15 protein-coding genes and 2 pseudogenes are annotated in these 16,477 nt (G+C 42.2%); 5 read left to right on the top strand and 12 right to left on the bottom strand.

Features of this window, described 5'->3' with window-relative positions; all coding sequences use genetic code 11:
• Positions 1–39: 39 nt before the first annotated feature.
• From NIES208_RS01960 to pruA, 9 genes and pseudogenes are all read right to left on the bottom strand, one after another.
• Positions 40–279 carry a hypothetical protein gene (locus NIES208_RS01960; protein WP_075889161.1) on the bottom strand — a complete coding sequence of 80 codons (240 nt, stop codon included), beginning with the start codon at positions 277–279 and terminating at the stop codon, positions 40–42.
• Between the two features lies 1 nt (position 280).
• The gene (locus NIES208_RS01955) at positions 281–805 is read right to left on the bottom strand and encodes a DUF4365 domain-containing protein (RefSeq protein ID WP_075889159.1); all 525 of its coding nucleotides are present in this window, start codon (positions 803–805) and stop codon (positions 281–283) included.
• Between the two features lie 161 nt (positions 806–966).
• Positions 967–1,902 (bottom strand): annotated as a pseudogene (locus NIES208_RS01950) (aldehyde dehydrogenase family protein); the annotation flags it as partial.
• Positions 1,903–2,316, bottom strand: a complete 414-nt coding sequence (locus tag NIES208_RS01945; protein ID WP_075889157.1) for an Imm1 family immunity protein — start codon at positions 2,314–2,316, stop codon at positions 1,903–1,905.
• 10 nt (positions 2,317–2,326) lie between these two features.
• Positions 2,327–3,004 (bottom strand): deaminase, encoded by a 678-nt coding sequence (locus tag NIES208_RS19305; RefSeq protein ID WP_225875226.1) that lies wholly within the window; start codon positions 3,002–3,004, stop codon positions 2,327–2,329.
• A 6-nt stretch (positions 3,005–3,010) separates the two neighbouring features.
• A complete protein-coding gene (locus tag NIES208_RS01935) occupies positions 3,011–3,229 on the bottom strand; it encodes a hypothetical protein (RefSeq protein WP_075889155.1) in 219 nt (72 codons plus the stop codon).
• A 40-nt stretch (positions 3,230–3,269) separates the two neighbouring features.
• Positions 3,270–5,303, bottom strand: a complete 2,034-nt coding sequence (locus NIES208_RS01930) for an FtsK/SpoIIIE domain-containing protein (RefSeq protein WP_216349341.1) — start codon at positions 5,301–5,303, stop codon at positions 3,270–3,272.
• Between the two features lie 204 nt (positions 5,304–5,507).
• A complete protein-coding gene (locus NIES208_RS01925) occupies positions 5,508–7,307 on the bottom strand; it encodes a hypothetical protein (RefSeq protein ID WP_075889151.1) in 1,800 nt (599 codons plus the stop codon).
• A gap of 211 nt (positions 7,308–7,518) precedes the next feature.
• Positions 7,519–10,533 carry an L-glutamate gamma-semialdehyde dehydrogenase gene (gene pruA / locus NIES208_RS01920; protein WP_075889149.1) on the bottom strand — a complete coding sequence of 1,005 codons (3,015 nt, stop codon included), beginning with the start codon at positions 10,531–10,533 and terminating at the stop codon, positions 7,519–7,521.
• 167 nt (positions 10,534–10,700) lie between these two features.
• On the opposite strand from pruA, the gene NIES208_RS01915 reads away from it, so the two are divergent.
• From NIES208_RS01915 to NIES208_RS01900, 4 genes are all read left to right on the top strand, one after another.
• A complete protein-coding gene (locus tag NIES208_RS01915) occupies positions 10,701–11,321 on the top strand; it encodes a CDP-alcohol phosphatidyltransferase family protein (protein ID WP_235641324.1) in 621 nt (206 codons plus the stop codon).
• Positions 11,322–11,464: 143 nt separating this feature from the next.
• The gene (locus tag NIES208_RS01910) at positions 11,465–11,650 is read left to right on the top strand and encodes a PCP reductase family protein (protein WP_075889147.1); all 186 of its coding nucleotides are present in this window, start codon (positions 11,465–11,467) and stop codon (positions 11,648–11,650) included.
• A 171-nt stretch (positions 11,651–11,821) separates the two neighbouring features.
• A complete protein-coding gene (locus tag NIES208_RS01905) occupies positions 11,822–12,559 on the top strand; it encodes an OB-fold-containig protein (RefSeq protein WP_075889145.1) in 738 nt (245 codons plus the stop codon).
• A gap of 211 nt (positions 12,560–12,770) precedes the next feature.
• Complete coding sequence (locus tag NIES208_RS01900; RefSeq protein WP_075889143.1) at positions 12,771–12,986, top strand: hypothetical protein; 216 nt, start codon at positions 12,771–12,773, stop codon at positions 12,984–12,986.
• 48 nt (positions 12,987–13,034) lie between these two features.
• Here NIES208_RS01900 and NIES208_RS01895 read toward each other — a convergent pair whose 3' ends face one another.
• Positions 13,035–14,510: a sensor histidine kinase gene (locus tag NIES208_RS01895; protein ID WP_075889141.1), complete on the bottom strand. Its 1,476-nt coding sequence runs from the start codon at positions 14,508–14,510 to the stop codon at positions 13,035–13,037.
• A 31-nt stretch (positions 14,511–14,541) separates the two neighbouring features.
• Positions 14,542–15,225 (bottom strand): response regulator transcription factor, encoded by a 684-nt coding sequence (locus NIES208_RS01890; protein ID WP_075889139.1) that lies wholly within the window; start codon positions 15,223–15,225, stop codon positions 14,542–14,544.
• Positions 15,226–15,363: 138 nt separating this feature from the next.
• Between NIES208_RS01890 and NIES208_RS01885 the strand changes: the two genes are divergently transcribed.
• Positions 15,364–15,918 carry a hypothetical protein gene (locus NIES208_RS01885; RefSeq protein WP_075889137.1) on the top strand — a complete coding sequence of 185 codons (555 nt, stop codon included), beginning with the start codon at positions 15,364–15,366 and terminating at the stop codon, positions 15,916–15,918.
• A 172-nt stretch (positions 15,919–16,090) separates the two neighbouring features.
• Here the strand turns inward: NIES208_RS01885 and NIES208_RS01880 are convergent.
• Positions 16,091–16,441: pseudogene (locus NIES208_RS01880) on the bottom strand (DUF3782 domain-containing protein); the annotation flags it as partial.
• Positions 16,442–16,477 lie beyond the last annotated feature (36 nt).

Genomic DNA, 16,477 nt, shown 5'->3' with positions numbered 1-16,477 from the left:
TGTCTCATTTGTTGGCATTTTCCTACCAACGCTGCATAGTCAATCCCGGAGAGCCCGTTTTTCGATTTTTTCTAAGGCTTGAAAAACTTGCCATAGTCGATCTATATAGTCATCATAACTGGGATCTAAGGGAACAATAACAGCATTTTCGCTCTCTCTCTTCCATAAAGAGGCAACACCTTCACGCTCTTTTATTTTTTCCCAGCCCGTTTGCTTGAGATAAAAACATAAACTCTCAACAGAAAGGTTATTTAAGATAGTTAAATCATAGTTCTTCATTTTAACCAAATAATCTGTCGACAGATTCTTTCATTATTTCAAAGAGAGCATCGGGAGTTAAAATATTATCTTTAGGGATGCTAATTGTTATATTAGAGGAATTTGATGTTTCTTCTTCCCCAACTAAATCAATCCAGTAAATACAGTTTTGAGCGACAATTTTTTCTGGTGAAATCAATAGCCAAGATTCAACATTCCTAGGCACTAGAACTACAATAAGAACTCTTTTGACAGAAACTTTTTCTTTGATCAACCAATTGTAATTCTTGACTGGTATTGAGTACCTAAAAGAATCAGAAGTTTCAGATAATTTTTGCGATGTACACTTGACTTGAAGATCTAATTTTCCTCCATCTATTCCATTAATTTCATAAGGAGATGCAATGGTCAGGTCTAACCCTGAAGCATCCAAATTATGATCTGCTTCTAACACAGAAAATTCATGAATCGCAGATACGGCTTGAACCAAGCCATAGCTAAAAAGTTCTTTTTTGGGATTGTCTTTTGTATTTTTCTTCTCAGCCACTCTCGTGAAGTCCTTAGTCCAATGCTAGAAAAGCTCGAATTTCAATGTAACTGTAGTACGAATGACTCTAGTTAAGCACAGTTTTTATGATTTTTTACTCTAAATTTTTGAGGTCGCTCTCCCACCTCACAGCAGAAGAGCGATCGCCGTTATTTCATCAATTAATCAACCCCTTCGATGGGTGCAAAACCTTGACGTTGAACGTTCTCAGTTACATGACGTGGCTCTAGGAATTGCAGGAGATAATCAGGGCCACCAGCCTTGGAACCAACACCAGACATCTTGAAGCCACCAAACGGTTGACGCGAGACGATCGCCCCCGTAATCCCCCGATTGATATAAAGATTACCCACTTCAAACTCCTCCGTTGCCCGCTCAATGGAGAGGGGAGTACGCGAGTAAATCCCACCAGTCAGCGCATAGTCCGTGCCATTGGCAACCTCTAACGCCTCATCAAAGGAACTCACCTTAATCACCGCCAGCACTGGCCCAAAAATCTCCTCTTGGGCGATCGCATGGTCAGCTTTTACCCCAGTGAAAATCGTGGGCGACACATAGAAACCATTGTCCGGAACTTCGGTTTCAAAGGCGACGGTGGATTGCTCCTTACCCTTGAGAATGTAGTCTTTGATTTTTGCTTGGGCAGAGCCGTCAATCACAGGCCCCATCTTGACGCTGGGATTATCCGTTTCACCGACATTAATGGATTTCACCGCTTCCACCAGACGCTCGACGAAGGTGTCATGCACCGCATCCATCACAATGGCACGGGAACAAGCTGAACACTTTTGACCGCTATAACCAAAGGCAGAATGGAGCACACCCGCCACCGCTTGATCGAGGTCGGCACTGTCATCGACGATGATGGCATTCTTACCACCCATCTCCGCAATGACGCGCTTGAGATGCTTTTGACCGGGTTGCACGATCGCCGCATTCGCATAAATATCACAACCCACTTCGCGGGAACCAGTGAACGCGATTAGATGCACATCGGGATGTTTCACCATGTAGTTACCAACGGTAGAACCCCGCCCCGGCACAAACTGGAACACACCTTTGGGCATTCCGGCTTCGATGAGAATTTCGGCGATTTTCTAAACTAACTCAAGGGCGAGATCTTCTTCCCAAACTACGGTTTTATCCATCTGTCCACTTTCTGCAAAGGTTTTGGCAGCTTGCAAAACAGTTTCAAGAGCAACACATTGTTTTTCTGGATATGGACTTTCTTGCCCGCCAACCATGACGTTCACTTCGCGCTCTGATTTAGATGGATCAATGATGTTGTGAAAACTTTCGTCTGCTAGGGCAACATAAGCGACATACTGTCCTTGACCCCCACCAATTGCCATATGTACTTCGTCTTCGGTTTCCAGCGTGACTAAGGTTTGTGTTTTCGCATTGAGGCGACGGATTTCCGTTTCAATGTCTGACCAGTTTTCTACTGCTTTCGTCACTAAATCGTTTCTGTTACCTTGCCAATTTTCAAATGAGAAGTAGGAGATAAACATAATAAAAATCTCAAGTTATTTGAATAATTTGACGACCGCTGGGACTAATAATTTCGAGGGTTTTGACTCCTAGTTGTCTTGCCATTCCCTTGATGCCACCCCTCAAACCGCAGGCTCGGCAAGGATCACGATCTACCACTAATTTTACATAATCACTTCGTACTCCAGCATCAAAAGCTTGTTGGAAGACATCTGCTTCGGCATGGGTACGGGAGATGAAATTGACTCTTAATGTAATCTTCCGGCGATTTGGATTTCGGCTGGAGTTAACGCCAAAGTAAGTCTTGTCTCCTATTTGTAACTTAGTAACTGTGGCATTATCTTCTTCGCTACCTGCTACTGGAAAACCCATTTTCTCTCGGTAGTCTACAAGAGATTGCAACTCGTCGATTTTCTTCTTTTTATTAGACTTTAAAGCAGCACTTTGATGATTGCTACGGTTCACTTTAGAAGATTTCGAGAACTGTCCGCTTCCCCACTGTTGGTCAATGTCTACAAGGTAGTTAACTGATGACTGATGACAGTCAGAAACTTCTGATAACAAATCCTGAAGTTTAGCGAGTTTTAACGAAATTTCCTCTGCTGAAGACTCTAGTAAATCCTCCGAAGCCTGATGAATTGTATAAAGGCAAGATAATGTTCTAGCTAAATTTACTCGAAAACTTGCAATTTCTTCTGATAGAGACATTATATATTATCCCCATCGGTCACGAATTTCGTCCAAAAGTTCAGTACTTGTATTGAGGCGAGAACCAACCTCTTCTAAATTATCCATCAAGACAGCAAATTTATTGCTTAATTGTTCTGCTTCAGTAGAAGGAATACCTTGAGACACAGAATCGATCTCTTCAAGTCTATCTACAAGCTCTTTAATCATTTGGCGAAACTCTTCAATTACTTCAATTAAATTCATTTTCTTCTTAGTAAACAATCGAAAAGTAAATAAGTAAGTGCTACTTGATGAAGTGTCTCCAAAGAGTATCTTCTACTGCAATGGTACTACCCTCTGGCTTCTCTATTTTTGGTACATTTACAAACATTCTGCCAGCGTGACCATCTAGCCAACATCGCCCGCGTTGATCTGGCGTAATCGTTCCGGCGATCGCATCATTAAGCATACGCTGACTGGCATCGGGGGAAACTCTAAAAATGTTTTTTTCTTCGCACTGGTCTGTCACTTGTTTAGAGACAACTTCAGTAGTGGGACGCTGTGTGCAATACAAAACTTGGATTCCGTATTTTCGTCCTTTACGGGCATATTCTTTTAAGCGTTTCTCAATTGTTCCCTTGACCTTGTATTGGGCATCGGCGATATCTGCCGCTTCGTCGATAATCCATAGCGTTCTGTCGATATCCACTCCTTCTTGTTCCAGAGATTTAATATTTGAGACCTTATACTGCTTCATTAAGCCTAAACGTCTTTCATACTCTTCTTGGTGAATTTTCTCTACGAAATCAACACAGTCGTCAAGCTCATCTACAATCTCAACATTTAAGTTAAGGTCTTGTAAGTATTGGAAGTCAACACCACCGAAATCAGAAATATAGATTTTCCTTCGTGGGTTAACAAATAGGAATTGGAACACAATCCAATTTAGAAAATTAGTTTTTCCTGAGCCGGGCAAACCTGCAATAAGGCGATGTGGAATTTCTGCCCAAGAAGAAAGCACTGGCTCTTCATTATCATCTAATCCAACTATATATGTATCTTTTGTAATAAGGTGTCGATATTTCGTGAAAATCTCTTCATCTTGAAATTGACAAGCATTCTGTTGTTGTTCAGGCATACAAGAAGCAAAAAATCTGATGAATTTTGAGAATTCTGAATATGTAGTCAGATGGTGTAAAGGCTTAAGATTGGCAATAGTGGGGATTTTCGCTTTGTGAGCTTTAGATAATGCCGAGCTGCCTCGGAGAACAAGCTCTTTCGATTCTATACCACTCTGATTTTTGTCAGATATAGACGACAATAATTTCTGTTCCTGAACTGCCTGCAAGGATTCTTCAAAGGTTAAAACAGGTTCTGGTATATCTAATGATCCATCATCCCAAGTAGATAAAAGCCCCTTCGATTTTCGCGTTTTCTTAATATGTTGGTTTTCTAGGTTCTTTCCTTGTTCAGTGTTCCAACCGTGCCATTCGAATCCAGTAAAAGCTTGTGCCTTATGTGCAGCATCTAAACCATCTTTGAAAAGAAAATTTCCTGCATCAAATGAGTAAAGCTGTAAACTTTTACAGTTGTTATTTCTCTGCGTAAGAATAGCATTTAATGCTGTCAATATAGCAACTGTATCAATAGCATTTGCTCCAAGTGCACGAATACTATAATTAAATAAGGGATTTTCTAAGTAATGAGACTGGTAATACTCGTAAATTTTATCAATATTTTTTGTTGACTTATTTCGTTCTAGTATTTGATTGGATTCTTTAATTGCTTTACTTAGAGTATGATTCTGCTCTAAACTTTTATCTCTGGAGAGGACAATATCTACAATCAACTTCTCAGATTCATTTTCTTCTAGGAAATCTAATAAAATAAAATCATCATCGTCATTTGCATACTCAAATATTTTAGGCAAGTGTAATGGATGAGGAACATATGTAGAGAGATCATTAGAGTTGACAAATTCCCCAAACTTACATAAATGACTGATAGAGCCGACCCAATCAAACAAATCAAAGAGTTCAATCTTGTGTTCCTTTACTTCGTACCATCTTCCTAAGCTTCCTTTTAACTGACCTGCTAAAACTTGAGCACTACCAGTATGTGGTGAGTTAGAACCTGAGCTGATTAGTATAAAAGATTTAAGCTTTTCTTCTTCAGAAGGATTATATAAATGACGAATAGAGAAGGAAAAATCAGAATAAGTTGATTGAAGAGAATTAAGAAGTTGTTCATATGCAGTCAGACGAAATAAACCGAAGTTTTTCGATTGAGACTTATTATTAGACTTCGTATTCAACTTGAAGCAAATGGTATTAGACAAGCTCATGATTTCCAATTCTGCTGCAGTACATCAATAATTTCTCTTAGGCTGTTAATTTGATTATTCAGCCTGTAGGATTCATTTTCCTGTCTAGATTTATCTCTTTGGACATTAAACATTTGCAAAATGCCTAAAAGAATAAGTAATCCGCTTCCAATATAAAACCATTTAATCATTTCAATGTAACCTCCAACTAAAACATGACTAGTAACACTTCGTTTCTCCTATCCACGGAGTGCCGGAGTAGTGTTGATCCATAAACTTAGCGAAACCTTTAGCATCAGACTCGCTATTAAAAGACGCAATTTGTATTTTGCCTCTTTGCCTTGCTCTACTTTGAGACTGAGCTTTAGGAACATCTTTGCAAGTGTTAATGATTTCACTCCAGTTGGAATTCGTATAGCTAATAAATACCGGATTCCAACATTCACCAGCACTAGGAGCTTTTGGAGTTCCACAACTATTTTTTGGGTAGTTTTTTTCATACCATTGCTTCGTACTTGCTGTAGTAGAAGTTCCCTGTTTAGCTGTCACGTTATTTGACCGAGATCCAAAAGAACCGGTACATGACGAAAACGCAAAAGTACAAATTAAAATGATCACCCCCCAAATAATTAAATTTCGAGCATTTTCTAGTACTGTGTCAAAATTGACATTAAGTTTTTGAGAAGAAGAATATAAATCACTAATTATTTGTTGTACTTTCTTAGTGAAATCTTCCTTGAAATTATTTAGATCCTCTTTTTTACTCTGATATTGGCTGTAGCTATAACTTGAACAATCGAATATAACTACGTTTTGCCACTTTGCAAACTTTTGAGATTGACTTTCAATTTCAGTAGACGGCAAACGTTCTTTTTTAAATTGACTGAATGCCTTATTTAAACCACCAATGTTATCGTTAAACTTCCTGCTCTCTGTTTCAAGAATATCTAATTGTTGTTGGACTCCAGTAATTGACTTTACAATTTCGTCTTGATATGAAGCTTCAATATTTTGCAGTATCTTACTTAGCGTGGAAACAGAACATACTTTAGTCGCCATTGTAAAGATTGAACTTATGCTTTCATTTTTTCGTTTGAGGAATTGAGCAAAAGTATACAATTCTGATTGATTAGAATTTTGAAAGTCAATACTCAGGATGTCATTCTCTTGGTAAAGAGCTGCATCAGAGAGTTTTCTTAAATCATCAACTGTTTGGTCAGAGCTATTAAAAAAACGACTCAAACTATCTTCTAGATTTTTTTTAAAGAATGTGTCTTTACTACTTTTGTATTGAGTTAATATGCTTTGAAGTTGTTCAAAAGAGACTTGTTGAATTTCTGGGTTTTGAGAAATAACAAGACCCAAGTATGCTCCTCTCGTTTGAGTAAAAAACAATACATCCTTAACTATATCTAATGCTTGACCATAGATAGCTTCAGACTTTAATAGTTCTTCCGTAGGGCCATAAATCCAAAATTCCAAAAATCTTTCGTATTCAGCCGTAAACTCACCTTTACTATCTAGTCGTTGGATTTTATGAAGTTGCTGTAGATTACGTTCAAGAACTTCCTTTTTAATTCTTCGCGGCGACTCTGATAGATCTCCCCCTTCAGAATGTTCAAGCAAGTGACTTGGAAAACCAATTCCTTGAATTGCTTCTGTTGCAGCCCAAATTGTAAGGTCATTAGTTTTATTTTTTAGTTCGCTACAGAGAATTTTTAGTAATTCTTGGCTTTCCGAAGACATACCACTAGCCAAAGAAACTTTATAGCTATCTGTTAAATGTCCAAATCCTTGCAAAGCCAGCGCTTTCTTAGGTAGATTTTTTGTCTTTCCTAACACTGTTGCAAATAGACCGAGTGCTTTATCAGGCTGCGTTTCTGCAAGGGACAAAAACATTTCGACTTGATCTCCCGCATTAGCTTGATGGTCATAGACCATTAATAAGTCTTTTGCATCATTGATATGAAGGGACTGAATTTCGCTAGATGATGCCGGCTGAATTTGGGAAAAGTCCATATTTGTATCCTAGAAAAGCCTGTTTTACCTAAGTTAAAATACAAAAAATAAATATATTTACGTAAGTGCTTGTTCTTGCTTAAATCAATGTTTAGAACAACATAACCAATAAAAAAAGCACCTCTAGGGTGCTGATAAAATCTGAAATATATTGTTACAAAGTACTAGGGTTGCACTTATTTATCTGACCTAAAAATATTACTTTTATGAGTTAATCAACTCCTTCAATAGGTGCAAAACCTTGACGTTGAACATTTTCAGTCACATGACGTGGCTCTAGGAATTGCAGGAGATAATCAGGGCCACCCGCTTTAGAACCCACACCAGACATCTTGAAGCCACCAAACGGTTGACGCGACACGATCGCCCCCGTAATCCCCCGATTGATATAAAGATTACCCACTTCAAACTCCTCCGTTGCCCGCTCAATGGAGAGGGGAGTGCGCGAGTAAATCCCACCAGTCAGCGCATAGTCCGTGCCATTGGCAACCTCTAACGCCTCATCAAAGGAACTCACCTTAATCACCGCCAGCACTGGCCCAAAAATCTCCTCTTGGGCGATCCCGTGGTCAGCCTTTACCCCAGTGAAAATCGTGGGGGACACATAGAATCCATTGTCTGGCACCTCCGTTTCAAAGGCGACGGTGGATTGCTCCTTACCCTTGAGGATGTAGTCCTTAATTTTTGCTTGGGCAGACCCATCAATCACAGGCCCCATCTTGACGCTGGGATTATCCGTTTCACCGACATTAATGGATTTCACCGCTTCCACCAGACGCTCAACGAAGGTGTCATGCACCGCATCCATCACAATGGCACGGGAACAAGCCGAACACTTTTGACCGCTATAACCAAAGGCAGAATGGAGCACTCCCGCCACCGCTTGGTCGAGGTCGGCACTGTCATCGACGATGATCGCGTTCTTTCCGCCCATCTCCGCAATGACCCGCTTGAGATGCTTTTGACCCGGTTGCACGATCGCCGCATTCGCATAAATATCACAACCCACTTCGCGGGAACCAGTAAAGGCAATGAGATGCACATCGGGATGTTTTACCATGTAGTTACCAACGGTAGAACCCCGCCCCGGCACAAACTGGAACACACCTTTGGGCATTCCGGCTTCGATGAGAATTTCGGCGATTTTTGCGCCGATGACGCTGGAGGTGGCGGCAGGCTTTAACAGTGTGCAGTTACCAGTTACCAGTGCTGCAACGGTCATACCTGTGGCGATCGCAAAGGGAAAATTCCAAGGAGAAATAACCACCGCAATGCCGCGTGGTTGGTAATGGTAACGGTTGGTTTCACCGCACACATCATATTTTTTGAAACCGCGCACTTGGGAGAGGTCATCGGGTTTCACGTCGAAACCATGGGCGAGACGCTCCATTTCATCGGCATAGTAACGACAAAAATCGATCGCTTCCGACACTTCCGGATCAGCTTCGCGCAAGGTTTTTCCGGTTTCAAGACAAATCCAAGCATTCAATTCATGGCGGCGGGTTTCCATGATTTCGGCAGCTTTACGGAGAATGTTGGCCCGTTCGGTAGCAGGGGTTTTCTTCCATGCGGGAAAGGCAGCTTTAGCAGCGGCGATCGCCTCTTGTGCTTGCTCCTGAGAAATTTGCCCAACCTTACCTATAAGTTCTGCTGAACGAGAAGGATTTACCGAATCTACAAAATTTTCGGTTTGCACATATTCGCCGTTGATGAAAGGCAAATAGCGTTTGCCCAGCTGCTTTTTCACTTCATCAAGGGCAAATTCTGCCTTACTCCGCAAATCTGGCTCGGCGTAATCAGTATTGGGAGCCGCATCAAAATGAATAGGGCTGGCGGCGATGTCATGGATAGTTTGGTTGAGATCGCCTGTCGGTGGTGCAATCAATTCTTCAACGGGACGTTCCTCTAGGTTTTGGCGGAGGAAAGAACTATTGGCGGTATTTTCCAGCAAACGACGAATGAGATAGGCCATCCCCGGCAGAATTTTGCCATAGGGACAATACACTCGCACCCGATAGCCTTCTTTCACCAAAGCTTTCGCCAGTTGATCGCCCATGCCATACAGCACCTGACATTCAAAGTTGCGGCGGGGAATATTCAGTTCCTTGGCGATCGCACAAGCCACCGCCTGAGACCGCACATTATGACTGGCGATCGCCCCGTAGAGATACTGGTGATTTTCCAATAGCAAACGAGTCATGCGTTCGTAGTTAATATCCGTCGCGCCCTTCTCATTAAAAACGGGCTGTTCCCAATGATTTTGCAAGGCATTAATCGTTTCCTGATCCCAATAAGCACCCTTCACAAGGCGGACAGTGATGGGTGTGCCCCGCTCCTTTGCCCATGCAACCAGACCTTCTAGATCGGCATAAGAATCCCGCAAATATCCCTGCATCGTTACGCCAATATCACGGCGATCGCGGAACTCTTCTTCCATCAAAACTTCCTTAAGAATTTGCAGCGTGAGAGTCTTATATTCGTAGTGCTCCATATCAAAATGAACAGCCACTCCAAGGTCTTTCGCGTGACGTAATAACAGCCGTACCCTTTCAGCCACATTTGCTTTACTGCCCGCCGGATCGAGGGGATCAAATTGCGAATAAAACGCCGTTAATTTTACCGACACCTGAACTTTTGCGAGGGCTTCTCCATCCGCTTCATCAATGGCATTCACCTTAGACCAACGCTTCGCTTCTGCTGCAAGATCTGCCATCAAATCCAAATAGGTTTGTTGATATTGTTGCGCTTCCGATTCTGTGATTACCGCTTCGCCGAGGAGGTCAATCGTAAACGCCATTTTGTCCTTGCGCAGCCGTTCGACAGTTTTTAGAAGTTGTTTAGTGTTTTCGCCAGAAATATATTTAAAAGCGAGGGTTTCCACCGATTTACTAATGGTTGCGGCGGCAATTTGGGCTGGCGGCGAATTCGGTTCTGTAAAGTTTAAAATTTTCTTCAGAGCAGCGGGCAACTCAACGGTATCATCGCCTAAATATTGCTGGAGATGACGGGCGATTTCACCGTTATCTTTTAGGGCAGGTAAGGTATCAATAAAGCGAAACAATTGCACCCGTAAAAAGGGGTTTTCCATTGTCCAGCCCAGTAATTTATCGTCTAGGCGCATTTGATCCTGTAATTTTGAGAAAAATGAGCGTTTTTCCCGTGTTGCAGAGATTAATTCTTTGGCGATCGCCTGAGTTTTTGTTTCGTAAGGGCTTTGAGCTTGCATGACTACAATGAGCGAAGAGAATATAAAAAATGTCCAGCCTTCTATTTTACGAAAAACACTACCTTTAAATGTTACTTAGACTGCAAATTGTTGGTGTTTGTAATTAAAACAATTATTCATCACTAAAGTAGAGCGATCACTCACTCCAGTTCCCATCAGATCCAGCCATGATTAAAATCAAAAACCAGAGTATTTATTGGCATCATCAAGTTATTTTTTGTATGCGATGGCTTCCGGGAATTTTAGTTAGTTTCCGGTTTGCTGTTGCTCCCTTGCTACTGTGGGATGCTGCCGATCAGCGTACCAGTTCTTGGTTTGTCGTTGGCTATATCTTGGCGGTGTTATCGGATATTTTTGACGGCATTATCGCCCGCCGTTTGGGGGTGAGCACCACCGCCTTACGTCAGGCGGATAGTTGGGCTGATATTTCTCTTTATTTGTGTATTGCCATCAGTGCTTGGCTCGTATACCCAGAAGTCTTAGTCGCCTTCAAAATACCGCTACTCTCGGCGATCGCCATTCAGCTTTGTTTGTTTACGGTGAGTTTGATTAAATTCAAAAAAATGCCCAGCTTCCATACCTACACTGCCAAAGCTTGGGGACTGGCACTCTTGATTGCAACCATTGCGTTATTTGGTTTTAATTATGCGGAAACCCTTTGGTTGGCGATCGCCTTGTGTTGGCTGAATACCGTCGAAGAAATTCTGATGACCTTAGTTTTACCGGTATGGCAGTGCGATATTTTAAGCTTGTTTCACGCATTACAACTCCGGAAAACAATGGTTTAATCGACGTGGCGATCGCCCCGATAACTTGCCCCATAATAGGCAATCATCCAAAACTCAGAAAACGTGATGCGGTAAGCTTTGTCGCGCTTCTGTCTCTATAAATCCCTGCTATGATCAAAATACCTTTCTAAATTAGATGTGCAATGAATTATCCTAATTTTCCAGAAGAAATTCCTTGGACTGAAGCTGCCAAGGTGAAATATAAAAATATTCCTTTTTATGCCCGCTCCCAAGCTCGCCAAACTATTGAAGAGCTAGCTCGTGAAGAGGAAGTTGAAGAAATTACAGCGGAATTAGTCGTTCGCGCGCAACAGCGTTTTGGCAAATAAGTGTCTTACATCAAATGTTTTGCTAATAGCATCTTGGTCATCAAGGTGGCGATCGCCTGCGCATTTTTTGATTTTCTCAATTACAAACCTTGTCATTATCGGTAGAGGAGCTAGGACTTCAGATTATGCTGAAAAGCAAACCTCTCCACTGCGAATGAGTCCGAAAAACCAATGATTTTTGATGCCGCGAATTTAGGATACTGGGTACTGCTGGGTTTGGGTATAGTGCTTTTCCTCTTCGTGATTTTTTCTGGCGGAGGCGACGATGATCTGGATGCGGAAGTTGATGCGGATTTAGACGTGGACGTTGATGTGGATGCTGATATTGACGCGGATGTGGATGCAGACATTGATGGCGATGTCGATGGTGATGTTGAGGCGGACGGTAGTTCTGGCGTGCTCTCGGTTTTATCTTGGTTTGGGTTTGGGCAAGCTCCCTTAATGATCTTGCTGGCGATCGACTGTAGTTTATGGGGATTGCTGGGCTGGATTTTTAATGTTTGGATTGGTGCAGGTACGGGTCAAATTCCGACAGGGGTAATGGGAGCAGGTGTATTTTGGCTGAGTGGGGCGATCGCCTTGTGGAGTGGCAAACTGCTGGCTTATCCCCTTGGCAAAATGTTCGCGTCATTTGGCGAAGATGTCAGTAGCGAACGGCTCGTCGGTTGCGAGGGCACAGTCACATCAAAGATTTTGCCCCCCTACATTGACGGAAAAATCGGGCAAGTGGATGTTTACGACGCAGCACGCAACATGGTGACAGTAAATGCAAGTAGTCCCCCTTGGGCAACAGTTGTACCAACTAGAGGGCAAAAAATTATCATTGTGGAATGGACGGAACATGCCTATCTGGCGATCGCCAAAGACAGCTCCGATGAAGACCAATGGTTGCGTAAACTCCGATCCTAATAGCCCAACAGTGCGTCACATTGCAACATAAAAACACCTGATAACTGATACCTGATAACTGATCACTGATAACTGATACCTGATAACTGATCAGCATAAAGATGCTGTATGGTCTTAGCCGACATCCTGTATCCTAAAAGCTAAATCTTTGGCCATTGGCGATCGCCAGTTGCTATGAAGTTGCCACTTTTTGTGTTTATCACTTCTGCCTATGCCCGTCGAAATTATCGTCATTGTTGCCGCCGTCATTGTCTCTTGGCTCGTCTTTACGGCCTTTGTCAATATCGTTAAAACCAGTATTAAAACAGCTTTGACGATTGCGGCGATCGCCTTGATTTTGCAAATTGCCTTTGGGATTCGATCCGATCAAATTGCCGAGCAAATTATTGCTTTGCCCCGCATGATTTGGCAGTTTTTTACGCAGTAACCCTTGAAGTTTTAGGACAAAATTTATCAAGATTAAATCACTTTTTTCCTAATTTAGTAGTGTCGGTAAGGTTAGAGTGAAAACCACTAATTTTGTAGTCGGTTCGAGTTTCAAGTTACCACCGTGAGCGCGGGCAATTTCCCTAGATAAACTTAAACCTAAACCGAAGCCTTCGACTTTGCGATTATGGGAAGCATCGCCCCGTTGAAATCGTTCAAAAACTCGCTGGCGATCGCCGCCCTTTAGACCATTGGAAGAATTACTAATTTTGAAAATAATATGGTGTTGATTCTGGAACGTTTCAATAGCGATAAAACCGTTAGGAATATTGTATTTAATCGCATTAGTAATTAGATTTTGTAAGACTTGGATGATGAGTTGGCGATCGCCCTTAAGCTTTAAATTTCGTGCAAGTTTTAGTTGTAAATTTAACTCTGGAGCCATCAGTTCAATATCTTCAGTGAGCTCTAACACCAGCTCAGAAAAATCAATTGTTTGAGTTTGCAGCTTCATTTGACCCGCATCAGCCAAAGATAAAAGTAATAGTTTGCGGGTAATCGAACTGAGCCGTCGAATTTCATCTAGTAAGCGCCCAAAAGTTTGTTGTTGCGGCGAACCTGCCGGAGCATTTTGCATCGCCTGTTCTAACTCTCCCTGCAAAATAGCGAGGGGAGTTTTGAGTTCGTGGGCAGCATCACCACTAAACCGCGAAGCCTGTTGAAAGCTCCGTTCCAGACGTGCCATCATTTGATTAAACACATTTACAAGTTCAAAAAATTCTGTATCTAAATCGTTAATTGATACCCGCTGATCAAGCCCTTTTGCCGTTACTTTTTTGAGAGTATTCGTAATCTTTTGCACAGAGCCGAGGGCATTACTTGAAAGCCACCACGCCCCCGCCATTACTATCACCAACGTTGCCGGAATGAGCAGCACAAAAATATTCCGAATGAGCGCCATCTCTTGATCTATTACTTCTAAATTGACGGCGATCGCCATCTGGACAAATGGTGAAGATGCCGTGCCTAGTCGCCAATAACCATTAGTCGTTTTGATGGTTGTTAACGGTGAAAGATTGGTGAGTTCTTGAAGCTGTTGAGCCTTAAAGGGTCGTCGCTGTATATCTCGATTCATCATAGAAGGAGCAGGACGACGAGGGTTATTTAAAAAATCTTTAGGTAGTGATGGTTGTGGCGGAAAAGATAAATTAGGATTTAAATCTTTTTCCCAGTTTACTGATTGGTAAATGATGGTTTGGTCATGATTGAGGACATAGACTAAAGCATTAGAGGTGAAATTTTCTGTAAAAAATAAATTACGAGATTCTTCTAAAGATTGCCAAGCAGTACTTGGTTTGGGAATCGTGGCTTCTCGTAATAAGCGTTCTTGAATTTCAAGATCTAAATTTTGGGCTTTTGATTGATAAAGTAAAACGTAAGAAATGCCACCAAATCCTGATACTGCAATGCCAGCGAGCATGGCAGAAAATAGAGCAATTCGCAGTCGAAAAGAAGATAGTTTCAAAAGGCTTAATCTAGTAAGAAATCAATTAGCTTTAGATTGATGTTTCCGGTTTTTGAAAGCGATAGCCCACACCCCGCACACTTTCAATGCAGCCTTTACCGCCCACTTTATCGAGCTTTTTACGGATACGCTGCACGCAGACATCGACAATATTCGTATTGGGATTAAAGTCGTAGCCCCAGACATGTTCCAAAATTTGGGTTCTCGTAAATACTCGTCCCGGCGATCGCATTAAATACTCTAGAAAGTTAAACTCCCGCGAGGTGAGTTCCACCGCTTTCTCATTGCACATCACTTCCCGCGCCAGACGATCTAGTTTTAATGGCTCAACAATCAACATATTTTGGCGATCGCCGGACACCCGCCGAATCACAGCATGGATACGAGCAATCAGTTCTTCCACAAAAAATGGCTTCGCAATATAATCATCCGCACCGAGATTTAAACCATCAAGGCGATCGTCCAGTTCATTGCGCGCCGTCAGGAGAATGACCGGAGTTTGGCTGCCCGCTTTACGAATACCTTTAAGAATGGCTAGACCATCCTTTCCCGGCACCATAATATCCAGCACAATCACGTCATAATCTTGGTGCAACGCCCGATCATAACCATCGTTGCCGTTATCACAATAGTCCACCACAAAACCTTGTTCCTTAAGACCAGCACGAACAAATTCTGCAATTTTTAGCTCATCTTCGACGTAGAGAATATGCATTAAAACGATTGTAAATTCGTGCTTTCATCTTAGATTTTTTTGTTCCCCAGCAAAATTACAACTCTGTAATGAAAGGGGACATTAATCTGTAATTTTCGTGGTGCTCAATAGGGATTGTAGAGATCAAAGTTTTTAGACATGACTAATTTCCGTCGTACATTAATTCTCATTACTTCCTCTGTCGTGATTGGTATTGCTGGTTTAATGACTATTAATCAAGTTATTGCGCAACCTGAGACAGGCTCCAATTTAGAACAAAGTGAAAACATGGGCAAAAGAAGACATTCTCGCCCTGATTTTGAGGCTGCTGCGACCCAACTCGGTGTAACAACAGAGACGTTAAAAACGGCTCTCGGTGTGCCAGAAACTCGCCCCGAAAATGGTCAACGTCATCCCCGCCCTGATTTTGCTGCCGCTGCCAGCGAGCTAGGTGTTACGGAAGAAGTCCTGAAGCAAGCCCTCGGTGTACCCCGTCGCCAACGCCCCAATCTAGAAGCTGCCGCAACTCAGCTTGGCATCACCAAAACAGAACTTAAAACGGCTCTCGGTTTGCCGGAAACTCGCCCTGCAAATGGTCAACGTCCTCCTCGCCCAGATCTTGCCGCTGCGGCAACTCAACTTGGGATCACTGAAGCAGAACTTAAGGAAGCTCTTGGTATTCCTGAAGGTGGTTTTCAGAGAGGTCAACGATAATCATAGTAATCATCATATTTTGAGCTGGCTAAATTCTTGATTGAACCTTGGCCTCTCAATTTCTCACACCATGATTAAGTTCGAGGCGGTCATTAGGCGATCGCCTTTTTTCTGTTTAAGTACTCATTTGAGATATCAAAAAGATGCGTTTCAACGGATATAAAAATCACTCCTCTTCACGAGTTAGACGGGACTTACATTCGATGGCAACTAACTCTGTTTCATCAATAGCTAAGATATCAATCTCCATTGCAAAACCTTGCCGCCGAGTTCTAGCGCGAGTATAGGTTTCTTTGACATCAATCCCTTGAACACGAAATAAGGCGATCGCCGCAGGTTCGACCAACTCCTCTACAAAATGACCCCAGCAAGAAAAAAGATTACCAACGGCTTTATTTGTCTCTGCCACAGTTTTTTCTAATTTCGCAAAACGCGCATCAAATTGAACCTGAGAATTTTGGAATTGCTCATTCGTCTTTTTAAAAAGCTTATAGATATCGTCGACGCTTGGATAGTCTGTCATCTAGTGACTACTCGTACACAGACATTTACGGTCTTA

This window comes from [Limnothrix rosea] IAM M-220, from assembly GCF_001904615.1.
GTDB lineage: Bacteria > Cyanobacteriota > Cyanobacteriia > Cyanobacteriales > MRBY01 > MRBY01.
The sequence above is the reverse complement of the archived record's forward strand: the minus strand, read 5'-3'. Positions and strand labels throughout refer to the sequence as shown.